Source organism: Rhizosphaericola mali, assembly GCF_004337365.2.
GTDB classification, from domain to species: domain Bacteria; phylum Bacteroidota; class Bacteroidia; order Chitinophagales; family Chitinophagaceae; genus Rhizosphaericola; species Rhizosphaericola mali.
In genome coordinates this window covers 4,146,363-4,159,550 of the sequence record NZ_CP044016.1, presented here as the reverse complement: position 1 = coordinate 4,159,550, position 13,188 = coordinate 4,146,363, and the positions used below count along the sequence as shown (strand labels likewise).

Annotated in this window: 13 protein-coding genes; 9 read left to right on the top strand and 4 right to left on the bottom strand. The window is 34.8% G+C overall.

The window, feature by feature from the left end; all coding sequences use genetic code 11:
- From E0W69_RS17795 to E0W69_RS17760, 8 genes are all read left to right on the top strand, one after another.
- Positions 1 to 1,500 (top strand): PepSY-associated TM helix domain-containing protein, encoded by a 1,500-nt coding sequence (locus E0W69_RS17795; RefSeq protein ID WP_131331410.1) that lies wholly within the window; start codon positions 1 to 3, stop codon positions 1,498 to 1,500.
- A gap of 89 nt (positions 1,501 to 1,589) precedes the next feature.
- Positions 1,590 to 2,336, top strand: a complete 747-nt coding sequence (locus E0W69_RS17790) for an MlaE family ABC transporter permease (protein WP_131331409.1) — start codon at positions 1,590 to 1,592, stop codon at positions 2,334 to 2,336.
- A gap of 2 nt (positions 2,337 to 2,338) precedes the next feature.
- The gene (prmA, locus tag E0W69_RS17785; protein ID WP_131331408.1) at positions 2,339 to 3,160 is read left to right on the top strand and encodes a 50S ribosomal protein L11 methyltransferase; all 822 of its coding nucleotides are present in this window, start codon (positions 2,339 to 2,341) and stop codon (positions 3,158 to 3,160) included.
- 113 nt (positions 3,161 to 3,273) lie between these two features.
- Positions 3,274 to 3,951, top strand: coding sequence for a glycerol-3-phosphate 1-O-acyltransferase PlsY (plsY, locus tag E0W69_RS17780; protein ID WP_131331407.1), 678 nt, complete (start codon positions 3,274 to 3,276; stop codon positions 3,949 to 3,951).
- A gap of 96 nt (positions 3,952 to 4,047) precedes the next feature.
- Positions 4,048 to 4,854, top strand: coding sequence for a M48 family metallopeptidase (locus E0W69_RS17775; protein ID WP_131331406.1), 807 nt, complete (start codon positions 4,048 to 4,050; stop codon positions 4,852 to 4,854).
- A 132-nt stretch (positions 4,855 to 4,986) separates the two neighbouring features.
- Positions 4,987 to 5,667, top strand: coding sequence for a YdeI/OmpD-associated family protein (locus tag E0W69_RS17770; protein ID WP_131331405.1), 681 nt, complete (start codon positions 4,987 to 4,989; stop codon positions 5,665 to 5,667).
- 82 nt (positions 5,668 to 5,749) lie between these two features.
- Complete coding sequence (gene apaG, locus E0W69_RS17765) at positions 5,750 to 6,136, top strand: Co2+/Mg2+ efflux protein ApaG (RefSeq protein WP_131331404.1); 387 nt, start codon at positions 5,750 to 5,752, stop codon at positions 6,134 to 6,136.
- 16 nt (positions 6,137 to 6,152) lie between these two features.
- Positions 6,153 to 7,343: a serine hydrolase domain-containing protein gene (locus E0W69_RS17760; RefSeq protein WP_131331403.1), complete on the top strand. Its 1,191-nt coding sequence runs from the start codon at positions 6,153 to 6,155 to the stop codon at positions 7,341 to 7,343.
- A 5-nt stretch (positions 7,344 to 7,348) separates the two neighbouring features.
- Here E0W69_RS17760 and E0W69_RS17755 read toward each other — a convergent pair whose 3' ends face one another.
- The 4 genes from E0W69_RS17755 to gndA all read right to left on the bottom strand — a co-directional run bounded on the left by E0W69_RS17755 (position 7,349) and on the right by gndA (position 12,148).
- Entirely contained in the window at positions 7,349 to 8,308 is a 960-nt protein-coding gene (locus tag E0W69_RS17755) for a class I SAM-dependent methyltransferase (protein ID WP_131331402.1), read from the bottom strand.
- A gap of 23 nt (positions 8,309 to 8,331) precedes the next feature.
- On the bottom strand, positions 8,332 to 9,057 hold the full coding sequence (pgl, locus tag E0W69_RS17750) for a 6-phosphogluconolactonase (protein WP_131331401.1): 726 nt from the start codon (positions 9,055 to 9,057) through the stop codon (positions 8,332 to 8,334).
- A gap of 93 nt (positions 9,058 to 9,150) precedes the next feature.
- Positions 9,151 to 10,686 (bottom strand): glucose-6-phosphate dehydrogenase, encoded by a 1,536-nt coding sequence (gene zwf, locus E0W69_RS17745; RefSeq protein WP_131331400.1) that lies wholly within the window; start codon positions 10,684 to 10,686, stop codon positions 9,151 to 9,153.
- 49 nt (positions 10,687 to 10,735) lie between these two features.
- Positions 10,736 to 12,148, bottom strand: coding sequence for an NADP-dependent phosphogluconate dehydrogenase (gndA, locus tag E0W69_RS17740; RefSeq protein ID WP_131331399.1), 1,413 nt, complete (start codon positions 12,146 to 12,148; stop codon positions 10,736 to 10,738).
- Positions 12,149 to 12,478: 330 nt separating this feature from the next.
- On the opposite strand from gndA, the gene E0W69_RS17735 reads away from it, so the two are divergent.
- Positions 12,479 to 13,141, top strand: a complete 663-nt coding sequence (locus E0W69_RS17735; RefSeq protein ID WP_131331398.1) for a hypothetical protein — start codon at positions 12,479 to 12,481, stop codon at positions 13,139 to 13,141.
- The last annotated feature ends 47 nt before the right edge of the window (positions 13,142 to 13,188 follow it).

The following is a 13,188-nucleotide window of genomic DNA, read 5'->3' as shown; positions in this document are numbered from 1 at the left end:
ATGGGTAAAAAATGGAAGTTTTTTCGCAGCTGGGATCGTCATCAAAAATCCTGGTATGGTAAATGGCATTTATATCTTGGTATAATTGCTGGGAGTATTATTGCCATCATCGCATTGACAGGAAGCATTTTAGTATTTAGAGACGAAATTGACAAAGCACTGAATCCAAAATTATTTGAAGTTCTTTCTTCTCAAAAACGTCTTTCCCCTGATGCCGTCTATCAGATTTTTCACAAAGAGCATCCCAAAATTGCGGTTAATTATATCTATCAGCCCAATGAAAATCCTACATCAACCTATATATTTTACAGTTATGGTGAGCAAAAACAATATTTTGTCAATCCATTTAACGGAGATATATGTGGAAAAAGGTTGTATGAAAGTGGATTTATCAATGTAGTAATGCGTATACATACGTCTTTACTTATTGAATCTTATGGACAATATGTAACGGGAATTGCATCTTTGATCTTGTTAATCCTGACCATAAGTGGTTTACGTCTTTGGATACCCAAACAGTGGAAAAATCTTAAATCAGTCCTTACTGTTAAGAAAGGAGCGCATTGGAAACGTCAAAATTATGATTGGCATAATATATTGGGATTTTACTCCGCTCCAATTGTTACTATACTTTCCTTAACTGGTTTTTGTATCACATTTTATTTACCTATTGTTGGATTAGCGTTTTTACTCAGTGGAAAATCGCCCAATATTGCATCAGAAATTTATTCCAAACAATCTACATACATTAAGGGAAAATCGCCGCAGACATTGGAGCAAGCAATTCAAAAGGGAGCTATTGCTTTTCCCCAAAGTAAAGCTATGGGTATTGCGTTGCCCAGCGATTCGCTCGGCGCTTATCGATTGGACTTAAAATCATCCGGAGGCAACGAAGAAGGCAATAGAGAGATGGCTGTCATAGATCAATATTCTGGTAAAATACTCATGACTAGTAGAGAATTTCCCAATATTGGTAATGCTATTTTAAGTTGGTTGATGCCTTTACATTATGGAACGTTTGGCGGAATGCCTACGAGGATTTTGGCTATGTTAGGCGGATTAATTCCTTTAGCCTTATTTATAACCGGATTTATTATCTGGCAACCTAGATGGAAAAAACAACGATACAAAACTGACAAGCCTAAACTAAAAAAATCAGAAAAACTGTCTAATCGTATTTATTTCAAACTCAATTGCAAATTGGGAATCAAATATGCACTTTGGACCATTTTAATAGCCGGCTGTTGTGGGATGCTCTATGGATTGTTTTCGGGTATTGTATTTCGACCAGCACTATTTGCCATTATTTTTATTGGCTTTTTGGCTTTGCTTAATTTCGTAGTAGCATTTGGATCTTTGTTATTCAATATTATTATTTTGGTGCCATTTAAAAAATTTTATCAACCGATATTGCGCTACTTTGCTATATCCTTGATGTATTTCTTGTTTTTTGGTATTCTTTATAACCTTCTAATGAATACTGGGCTGCACTTATTTTAAACAAATGTTTAAATACCGCGTTCATTCCAAATTTTGATTACTTACCTTTGTTCATTGATACAATAGTTGAACTGAAGGGGTTGCAAATTATGATGAAACGTTTTTTTGAAGATTTAGGAGCATATATGATTATGTTTCGCCGGATGCTTCGTCGCCCGGAGAATTTTGGTATGCTTTGGAAACGATTTATCCAATCCTGCTATATCGTCGGTGTGCAGACTTTACCGATCATCATCATTATTTCCTTTTGCATGGGAATGGTGATGGTAATGGTTTGTGAAAAAATGATCGACAATCCAGTTGTACCTCCTTATATGGTCGGAATGGTTACTAGAGAAATTCTATTGTTGGAATTAACCCCTACAGGAATGTCTGCTTTAATTGCTTGCGTCGTTGGTTTTAGAATGACATTTTACGTAGGGAATCTCAAAATGAACGAACAGGTCGATGCCTTAGAAACGATGGGAATAAATACAGCATCATTTATCGTATTTCCCTTTGTATTAGCCTCATTTATTATGATCCCTTGTCTATTGATTATTTCTATAATTGTAAGTTTATTAGGAGGTTGGTTTCTGTGCTATGCAACTAACTTGATACCAGCAGCACAATATTTAATCGGCTTACAATTCAATTTTCAAAATTTAAGTGTAGAAATGCTTGTAATAAAGTCTCTTATTTTTTCCATTCTTATTTCTACAATTGCAGGTTTTTGTGGGTATTCCTTTTCTGGGACAGTTAAAGATTTAAGTAAAAGATCAACCTATAGCATTACTTTAAATTGTATTGTGTTGATCATATTTGATTACATTATAACAAGTTTTATTTTACAATAAATATGAAAAATTATAAAGAGATTCTCATTCCAGTACAAGACGATTCGTTGGTGGATTTATATATTGGATTATTGAGCAATATTGGCTTTGACGGTTTTGAACAAACAGATACAGACTTGAAAGCCTACATCGATGCCCTTGATTATGAGGAAGATGTATTGAAAACTATTTCTGAAACAAACCATTTTTCCTATCAAATCAATACAATTGAGGAGCAAAACTGGAATGCATTATGGGAATCAAATTTTGAACCTATACAAGTAGATGATTTTGTGGGGATTCGTGCTGATTTTCATTTGCCCATCGAAAATGTACAATACGAAATCAGAATAACTCCTAAAATGAGTTTCGGCACGGGACATCATGCAACGACGTATATGATGATCGCCCAAATGCAAAATTTGAATTTTACTGGCAAAAAAGTACTAGATTTCGGAACAGGAACAGGGATTTTAGCCATTTTGGCGGAGAAATTAGGAGCAAAAGAAATCATCGCCATCGACAATGATCCTTGGAGCATTGATAATACAGAAGAAAATGTACAGAAAAACGATTGCAAAAGCATTGAAGTGCAATTAGCCTCTTCTATTATAGCATTTCCCAGTGAAAATTTTGATATTATTTTGGCAAATATCAATCGCAATATTATTTTGGACAATTGGCAAGATTTGGATAAAAAAGTCAAAAAAGAGGGATTTATTTTGCTAAGTGGTTTATTGGCAGAAGATGAATCTACGATTCAAGAAAAAGCAAATCAATCTGGCTGGAGACATTGTAATACACAAGCGCGTCGCCAATGGATTTCTGTTTTGTACCAAAAATAATTTTGGCAAATTATTGTAATCCTTTTACTTTTATTATTCACATCGTGAAAGAGAAAATGTGCATATTATTTAAATTTCCTATCTTTGGAAACGTTTTTCACCAAAAAAGATAAATGAAAGAGGCTTTATTAATTGTACTTGCTTATTTAATCGGCTCGATTCCGACCTCAGTTTGGGTTAGTAAAAGATTCTTCAATTTTGATATTAGAGAATTTGGTAGCGGTAATGCAGGTGCAACCAATACATATAGAATTTTGGGTCCTAAATGGGGCACGTTTGTAATGGTGGTCGATATGGTTAAAGGTATTGTTGCCACATCATTATACATATTAATTCCAAGATACTTAGGTCCTGAACACGAAATGATTCGTACCAATTTGATGATTGGTTTGGGAATTGCGGCCGTGCTAGGACATATCTTTCCTATCTGGGCTCATTTCAAAGGAGGAAAAGGTGTTGCAACACTATTTGGGATGATTATCGCTATTCAACCGGAAGTAGCACTTTGTTGCACTGGCGTATTCATTTTAGTTTTATTCTTAACTCGTTTTGTATCATTGAGTTCTATTCTTTCAAGTATTGCATTTACCGTTTTAATATTGTTTATTTTTAATGACGATATCAAATCGTATAGGATATTTTCCATAGCAGTAGCTTTGGTAGTTATACTAACCCATCAGAAAAATATTAACCGCTTATTAAAAGGAACAGAAAATAAAGTGCCGATATTCAAAGGTCGAGATCGTAGAAAAGAAGAGCGAAAGAATAAGTCTAATAATACTGAAATATAAAAAATAGAGCTGAGTTAACTCAGCTCTATTTTTTTGTAGATTATATTTGTTTGGTATAACAATTGATTGTTATATCCTACCTATTTATTCAAATATATGTTAAAAAAAATTGTACCATTCATACTGCTATTTGCAGGCATTGTATCTGGTTGCTCCACCAATGCAATTACAGGAAGAAGTCAACTATCTCTTGTTTCCAATCAGGAGATGGAATCTATGGCTTTGACACAATACAAACAATTTCTTTCTCAAAACAAAGTAGTCACTCTATCAACAAACAAAGATGTTGAAATGGTAAAGCGCGTAGGTTCTAGAATCGCAAATGCCATCACACAATATTACAGTTCACTTGGTAAAGGCAATCCACTAGCAGGATATCAATGGGAATTTAATCTAGTTGATAGCAAAGAAGTAAACGCATGGTGTATGCCCGGCGGAAAAGTGGTAGTCTACACTGGTTTATTACCCGTAACGCAAAATGAAGCATCCCTTGCTATCGTTTTGGGACACGAGATTACACATGCGGTTGCAGAACATGGAAAAGAACAATATAGCCAACAACTTGTAGCATCTGGCTTACAATCTCTCGGAGGCGTTGCACTAAGCTCCAATCCTACTGCAAAAACTTTATTTAATTCTTTATACGGAGCTGGCACTCAAGTTGGAATGATGCATTTTAGCAGAAAAGATGAATTAGAAGCGGACCATTATGGATTAATATTCGCAGCGATGGCAGGATATAATCCACAGGTAGCGATTCCATTTTGGAAAAGAATGGCCGCATTGAGTAATGGCAGCAGCACTCCTGCCCTATTAAGTAGTCATCCATCGGACGCAACCAGAATTGCAGCACTAGAAAAAGAGATGCCAGAGGCACTCAGATACTACAAACCCATAAAATAATTTTGTATTTTATAACATTTTTTTAGTAATATCCGCCGACTTTTTGCAAAAAGTCGGAGTTTTTTCTTTATCCTGTGCTGGAAATTTCGTAATTTTGCACTCTGAATGTTTAATCTTAATTAAAAGCTAAGAATGTCTAATCAAAGTTTTCTGGATAAATTACAGCTCGAAAGTGATAAAACTATTTTAATTCAAGGCTTACCTTCCTCTATTGAAAAACAATTTGTCAAACTTTCTTTTTCCAAAAATGTAACCCCTTTATTGAAGCGTAAAAAGATTGATTTTGCATTAATTTTTGCAATCAATAACAATCAATTGTGCGCTATTTTAAAAGAGGTATTTCCTGCATTACATGGAGAAAGCAAATTGTGGATTTCTTTCCCAAAAACAAGTAGTAAAATCGTTACTGATTTGAATAAAAGTTGTACTTGGGATGTGTTAATCAATAAGGGATACGGCCCTGGTGAAGAGTTGGAATTGGATAATGTGTGGAAAGCCATCTTGTTTTCTCTTCCTAAAGCGGAAGAAGTTTCTTTGGAAGAAGATGGTGAATTGGTATTGGCAGAAATAGATTCTGACCAGTCTGAGGGTAGAAAATTTGAAAAAAAGCTTTCTGTCTTACCAACAGAAATTAATATGCTTTTCAAAAAACATGACAAAGCAAGAGAATTCTTCGTATCTCTTCCTTCTATCAATCAAAAAGAATATGTGACTTGGATTCGAGGCGCAAAAAAAGAAGAAGTGAAAGAAAGAAGATTGGAAGAAATGCTAGAAAAACTATTGGCGGGTAAAACCAATCCATTAGAAAAATAAAATTAAAGCGCTTGAAAAAGCGCTTTTTTTGTTTTATTCAGTTTACTTATCTTCGTAAGGACATCAAAATCCTTTATCAAATATGAACTCTTTAATCTCAGAAGGTATCAAGATAAGTGTTGAAACTTTTTACCAAAATGGCCAAAGCAATCCTTTGGCGCATGAGTTTATATTTTCCTATAGAATTACGATCGAAAACCTCAATTCTTTTTCCGTAAAATTACTCAGCCGTCAATGGTATATATTTGACAGTAATAATGAACGCCGTGAAGTACAAGGTGAAGGCGTCGTCGGCTTGCAACCAGTGATCAACGGAGGCAACACATTTCAATACATGAGCGGTTGCAATCTTAATTCCGAAATGGGAAGAATGCTAGGCTACTACAACTTTGAAAATTTGGATAATCAGCACTTATTCGAAGTCAAAATCCCAGCTTTTGAATTGGTAGCTCCTCTAAAAATGAATTAAAAATTTACTTTTAAAAATGAAAAAGATAATTTTGATTCTAAACTTTCTGATTATCCTTTGTTTTAAAACTCTATTCGCCCAAAGAGAAGAAATTGACAGCTTAAATTATAAATTAACTCAAGCATTCATCAATACAAAAATTCCAGGATTTACTGTAGTAATAACTAATAGAAAAGGGATTGTTTATGAAAAAAGTTGGGGGTTTGCAGACAACTATAAAAGAATATCCTACACAACAGAAACAGTAGAAAATATAGGTTCTGTAAGTAAAACCTTTATTGCAGTTGCGTTGATGAAAGCTATTGAACTTGGATATTTTACGTTAGAAACAAATATAAACGACATATTGCCTTTTAAAGTTATTAATCCCAATTTCCCAAATATTCCAATAACAATCAAACAGCTTTCGACCCATACATCTAGTATTATTGATAATGATAGTGTATATCATAAATCTTATAAATTTACAATTACAGATAGCACTAATCAAAAAGCTTACTCCATTTTGAGAGAAAATGGATATACGGGAGGATTGAGAGACACATCTCTAGAAACATTTTTACAAAATTATCTAAATATAAAAGGTGAAATATATAACAGTAGAAATTTTTACAAAAGTAAACCCGGAGAAAGATATAATTACAGTAATATCGCTTCTGCACTAGCGGCATATTTAATTGAAATCAAAGCAGGAATATCATTTGCAAATTTCACAAAAAAATATATTTTACATCCACTAAAGATGTATAATTCAGGATGGTATTTAAGTGATGTAAATATGAAAAAACATGCTTTACCCTACTTAGATTTAGACTCCTCTTTACCATTTTATTCTTTAACTACATATCCCGATGGAGGACTAATAACATCAGCTCAAGAGTTAAGTAAATATGAGATAGAAATGATTAATTCGTTGAACGGAAATTCAAAGATATTAAGTGACAGTTCTGTGAAATTAATGTTTTCACCTGCTTTTTATCCTAATACCTCCCCGGAAAATCTTAATACGTCAACTAGAACGAAAGGTATATTCTGGAATTTATATACAGATGGTTTTATCGGCCATGATGGAGATGATCCCGGAGTAAGTACAAATATTCTCTTTAATAAAAATTGTGGGATAATTTTCATGACGAACATGTATATTGAAGATCGAAGCAAATTTATAACTCCATTAAAAGAATATGCGAATAAAATTGCTCAATAATAAACCTACTTTTTAATCTCATAGCACCATCTGAATAATTTGCCTTCAAAATCAAATGGAGTGGTCAATTTGGTGATGTCTTTTATGCTACTTGCACCAACAATTGCATCTTGTTCCAATTCAAATTTGCGTGAATTGGTACTGAATATTAAAACGCCATCTTTTCCTAGTGCACGTAAAGCATCATTGATTAATTCTGCATGATCTCTTTGGATATCCAAAATATCCTTCATTCTCTTACTATTGCTGAATGTGGGAGGATCCAAAACGATAATATCAAAACTATCAGGTCCCAAGGTTTTTAGATATTGCATTACGTCCTGGTGGATAAATTTGTATTTGGAGTCATTATCTAAATCATTCAATTTGAAATTCCTTTCGGACCAACTCAAATAGGTTTTGGATAAATCTACCGAAACAACCTCGCTTGCTCCACCAGCTGCAGCATAGACCGAAAAAGAACTTGTATAGCAGAACAAATTAAGTACACGTTTGTCTTTGGACATATTGTGCACCATATTTCGGGTTACGCGATGATCTAAAAATAAACCCGTATCCAAATATTGCGAAAGATTGACGATAAAATTTAACCCCCCTTCTTGTACATCAAAATCATCCCCATCGTAATTCAATTTTTGATATTGACTTTCATTGCGATGTGTCATTCTTTTACGTTGGCGTACGTACACATTTTCCTCTTGCATTTCCAATACCTGCGCAATTAATTGAATGCAATCACTCAACCAATCCTCATGTGTCGCTTCGTCCATGCCGTGATTACGATGATATTCCGCAACATAAGCATTTGCCCCATAGATTTCTATCACAAATGGAAAACTTGGTAGATCATTGTCATAAATCCGATAACAAGAGATCTGTTGTCTTCGAGCAGTTTTACTTCTATGTTTGTATATTTTCTGAAGTCTGTTGGCAAATTCTTGCCACTTGGCATTTTGAAAATCCATGTCAATCTTTCGCTTAATAAATTTTATTTCAACCCTGCTGCTGCTGCCTCATCAATAAACCAAAATAATTCACCAGGATTTGGTTGGATAATTTGAGATGGATATTTGTCTGGATTGTAAGCACCTTTAATAACCTCTTTCAATGCAGGAATTTTCTTTTCACCAGAAACCAAAAACGCCACTCTCGCTGCATGATTTGCCACTGGATGCGTCATGGTAATTCTGTACATATCCTGCGCTTCTAGCCAAAAACTATCTACCCATTTTTCTGTTTCATGGATAATTGGTTGACCTGGGAAAAGGGAAAGCGTATGACCATCATCTCCCATACCCAAAATTACCAAATCCAAACCCGTTTCTTTTCCGGCAAAATATTCTTTCAAAAGCGCTTCATATACTTTAGAAGATTCTTCTGGTTTGATATTTTCCGTGATGTAAAAGTGAATTTGTTCTGTTTTTACAGGTACATGATTTAACAAAGTTTCGTAAGCCATTTTTGCATTGCTACGATCATCTGTAATTGGTACAAATCTTTCATCTCCCATGAAAAAATGCCATTTACTCCAATCAATTTGACTTTTGTAAGGCTCTTGCGCAAGCAGTTCATGTAAAAGCTTTGGCGTGCTACCACCAGATAAGGCGATGGTAAAAATATCTTGTTTTTCCAAAACGTCATTGGAATAAGCCACCAACCATTTTGCAAAATCTTCACTCAATCCTTTTATATCTTTTGATACTTGAATATTCATAAAATCTTACTTTAAAATTGAAAAATAAAACCCTGTATTTGCTTTAAATACAAGCTTTACAGGGTTTTGCATAATATCTATAAAGAACGATGATTATAATTTATCCTTAGAACTTTTCGTAGGAGAATTGGTCCAAGATCTTCCGTCTTTAGCGATCAAAGCATCTGCTTCTTCTGGTCCCCAACTTCCTGGAGAATAGTTAGGAAAACTTACCGGCACTTTGGAATTCCAAGAATCCAAAATTGGCATTACAACTTTCCATGCAATTTCTACTTGATCATTACGCATGAACTGTGTAGAGTTACCCATCATTGCATCTAAAAGTAATGTTTCGTATGCTTCTGGTTGTGGTTCGTTATAGGCATCCGCATAATTGAAAACCATTTCTACAGGATTCAAAGACATCGTTTGACCCGGTCTTTTTGCCTGGAATAACAAACGAACATCATTTTCTGGTTGGATAGTCAATGTTAGACGGTTAGGTCTCCAAGCATCTACCGCTTCCGCAGGGAAGGCATAATTAGGAGCTTGTTTGAAATGAATAGTAATCAACGTTGTTTTTTCCGCTAAATATTTACCACTTCTTACATAAAAAGGAACTCCTTGCCAACGCCAGTTGTCGATTTGGAATTTCACCGCAGCATATGTTTCCGTAGCAGAATTAGGATCTACACCTTTTTCTTCTCTGTAAGCATTTACTTTGGAACCTTTCATCCAACCTGCGCCGTATTGACCACGAACTACATTTTCTTTTACTTCTTCGTTTGTATAGCGTTTGATTGCTTTCAAAACGTCCGTCTTTTTGTTACGAATTTCGTTCGCATCAAAAGAAACCGGCGCTTCCATTGCAACCATACATAATACTTGCAAAATGTGATTTTGAATCATATCACGTAATGCACCGGATGTATCATAATATCCACCACGATCTTCTACACCAACGGTTTCTGCAGCTGTGATTTGTACGTGATCGATATATTTATTATTCCAGATTGGTTCAAATAAAGTATTGGCAAAACGTAAAGCCAAGATATTTTGAACAGTTTCTTTACCCAAATAGTGATCGATACGATAGATCTGATCTTCTTGGAATAAGCCAGCTAACAATTTATTCAAATCCATAGCGGTTTGAAGATCATGACCGAATGGTTTTTCGATAACGATTCTTGTTTTATCTTCTTTATGAGAAGATTTGATCGTGCTGATTCCTTTTGCAATAATTGGGAATAAGTTGGGTCCTACGGACAAATAATAAAGCACATCTGCCTCAACTTTCCATTCTTTTTCCGTTTCTTGAATGGCTTTATCCAAAATAGAATACTCTTCCGCAGTACCTGCGCCAGCATCCATTTTTAGATAATGAACTTTTTCAGAAAATTCTTTCCAAGGTCCTTTACCGTCATCTTTTCTTCTGGAAAATAATTGAATACCTTCCAAAAGGTGATCGCGATATTTTTTATCCGTATAATCTGTACGACCCAAGCCATACACTTTAAATTGATCGTTTAAAAATCCATCAACGTACAAATTGTACAATGCTGGAGTTAATTTTCTATGGTTTAAGTCACCGCTACCACCGAAAATGAACACGATGGTTGGGTTGGTCTTTTTAATAACTTTTGAAGCCATGTTATTCTTTTTAAAAAATGAGAAACGGCTTCACAGCCGTTTCAATATATTATTTGCCCCATTGTGTATGGAAAGTTCCTTCTTTATCAATTCTTTGATAAGTATGAGAACCGAAGAAATCTCTTTGCGCTTGGATCAAATTCGTTGGCATACGATCGGTTGTGTATGCATCGAAATAAGCCAATGCAGTTTGCAAACCACCTGCGGCGATGCTGCTTTTCGCTGCTTGAGCAACTACTTCACGTAAACTAGCAACTTTTGATTTTGCCAATGCAGCGATATCTTCGTCCAACAAGATGTTAGGCAATGTTGGATTTTTAGAATATGCTTGATAATATTGTTCTAACAAGGTAGAGCGGATGATACAACCACCTCTCCAGATTTTAACTACATCTTTCAAAGGAATATCCATGCTCAATTCTTGAGAAGCTTTAACTAATAAAGCAAGACCTTGTGCATAACTGATGATTACTGCGAAGAACAATGCTTCACCAGCTTGTTTGATAAATTCAGCCTTATCCACACTTAGAGGAGTGTGAGAAGTAGCATATAATTTAGCAGCTTGTGCTCTTTCTTCTTTGTATGCAGAAATGGTTCTCAAAGAAACCGCGATGTCAATTGTAGGAATAGATACGCCAGAATCCATTGCATCTTGAGAAGTCCATTTACCCGTACCTTTCGCACCGGCTTTATCCAAAATATAATCAACTAAATAGCCACCAGTTTCTGGATCTTTTTGTTTGAAAATATCACGAGTGATTTCTACTAAGAAAGAACTCAATTCGCCTTCGTTCCATTCTTTGAAGATTTCATATAATTCGTCATTTGTAACGCCCAATCCACGATGCAATAAATCATAGATTTCACTAATCAATTGCATGATAGCGTATTCAATACCATTGTGCACCATTTTCACATAGTGACCAGCAGCATCTTTACCCATGTATGCAGTACAAGGATCACCGTTTACTTTAGCAGAAACTGCTTCCAATAATGGTTTGATGACTTCAAAAGCTTCTTTATCACCACCTGGCATGATACTAGGGCCACGACGCGCACCACTTTCACCACCAGATACACCCATTCCCATGAAATGGATACCTTTTGGTTCAAGATATTTCACACGACGTACTGTATCAACATAATGAGAATTACCACCATCAATAATGATATCACCTTTTTCCAACAAAGGCAAAAGGCTTTCTATAACAGAATCTACAGGTTTACCTGCAGGGACAAGCATCGTTATTTTTCTAGGAGTAGCCAAGTCGCTAACAAATTCTTCCCAAGTCGTAACACCTTTCACTGTAGTACCTGGAGTTGCACCGTTTTCCAACTCTTTACCTTTCTCCGCGTCTAAATCAAAACCGATAACACTGAAACCGTTATCCGCCATATTGTATAATAAGTTGCGGCCCATAACGCCCAGACCTACCATGCCAAAATCAAATTTCTGACTCATAACTATTAATTGTTTAAAATAAGATGATGCGCAATTTAGTTCTTTCCTTTGAAATAGAACGCTATCTGCAAGGATATAACACAATTTTAGTCTGAACGTTATCTAAATTTTCCTTTTTTTGAAAAAAAATTAAATTTATTAGTCTATAAATTTGGTAGATTAATAATGCAGTTTTATGTTTGCACTATGAAAGGAAATAAATCATACTTATTCTATACACATATGCGAATGTGTTATTGTTGTTGCTGCTAATACTAGCTTCAATCCTTTTATATACTTAACAATTTTCACCAGGAAAAAAAAATCCTGACAATCTAAATTCAATTTATTATGTCTACCAATTTCGCAAATGCGCAACAGTCGTTGCACCCAGTACTGGGACACCACAGTAGTTTGACATCTTCTAACTACAATTTTTTTCCATTATTATCGAAAGACGCTTTACCACAAATTCATTTTGCAAAAGATGCATTTATCAGTCTAAAATCTGAAATCAAAGATTTTCCAAAAGACATTCAATTTCAAGATTTTTTGGATTCTTCTAAGCCTCTTGTAGTTGCATTTGTCAATGCAACCAAAAAAATTGAAGACATTTCAATATGGAAAGGTTTGGAAGCAGATGTACAAGTGATGGGCGGACAGTTGCTATTAATCACGAATGGCAGTAAAAAAGATTTTTCCTTCAAAATAAGAAGTGAAAAAGAGTTAAATATTTACGAAGACAAAGAAAATCTCATTGCAGAACTATTTGGCTTATATGATACAGAAAACGATCTATCTGATTGGTTGTCAGGCGTAGAGGAAAACCTTCCACTACCAGCATTTTATGTAATTGATCTAAAAAGTACAGTTATATATCACTATATTGATTATTCTCTAAAAACAACTAACAAAGATTTTTCGTCACATGCATTTGTCAGAAATCTTTTGACAAGCGTATATCAGGCCGCATCTACAAACTTCTCTGCACAACTTAGAAAAGTGATCTCGTAAAAATATTCCAAGACAATATTACATTTCCCCGCAAAATCGGACTTTAT

Bases quoted from the DNA above. Each gene is read 5' to 3' on its own strand.
- E0W69_RS17795 (WP_131331410.1), top strand. From the start codon at position 1: ATGGGTAAAAAATGGAAGTTTTTTCGCAGCTGGGATCGTCATCAAAAA.
- E0W69_RS17790 (WP_131331409.1), top strand. From the start codon at position 1,590: ATGATGAAACGTTTTTTTGAAGATTTAGGAGCATATATGATTATGTTT.
- prmA (WP_131331408.1), top strand. From the start codon at position 2,339: ATGAAAAATTATAAAGAGATTCTCATTCCAGTACAAGACGATTCGTTG.
- plsY (WP_131331407.1), top strand. From the start codon at position 3,274: ATGAAAGAGGCTTTATTAATTGTACTTGCTTATTTAATCGGCTCGATT.
- E0W69_RS17775 (WP_131331406.1), top strand. From the start codon at position 4,048: ATGTTAAAAAAAATTGTACCATTCATACTGCTATTTGCAGGCATTGTA.
- E0W69_RS17770 (WP_131331405.1), top strand. From the start codon at position 4,987: ATGTCTAATCAAAGTTTTCTGGATAAATTACAGCTCGAAAGTGATAAA.
- apaG (WP_131331404.1), top strand. From the start codon at position 5,750: ATGAACTCTTTAATCTCAGAAGGTATCAAGATAAGTGTTGAAACTTTT.
- E0W69_RS17760 (WP_131331403.1), top strand. From the start codon at position 6,153: ATGAAAAAGATAATTTTGATTCTAAACTTTCTGATTATCCTTTGTTTT.
- E0W69_RS17755 (WP_131331402.1), bottom strand. From the start codon at position 8,308: ATGGATTTTCAAAATGCCAAGTGGCAAGAATTTGCCAACAGACTTCAG.
- pgl (WP_131331401.1), bottom strand. From the start codon at position 9,057: ATGAATATTCAAGTATCAAAAGATATAAAAGGATTGAGTGAAGATTTT.
- zwf (WP_131331400.1), bottom strand. From the start codon at position 10,686: ATGGCTTCAAAAGTTATTAAAAAGACCAACCCAACCATCGTGTTCATT.
- gndA (WP_131331399.1), bottom strand. From the start codon at position 12,148: ATGAGTCAGAAATTTGATTTTGGCATGGTAGGTCTGGGCGTTATGGGC.
- E0W69_RS17735 (WP_131331398.1), top strand. From the start codon at position 12,479: ATGTCTACCAATTTCGCAAATGCGCAACAGTCGTTGCACCCAGTACTG.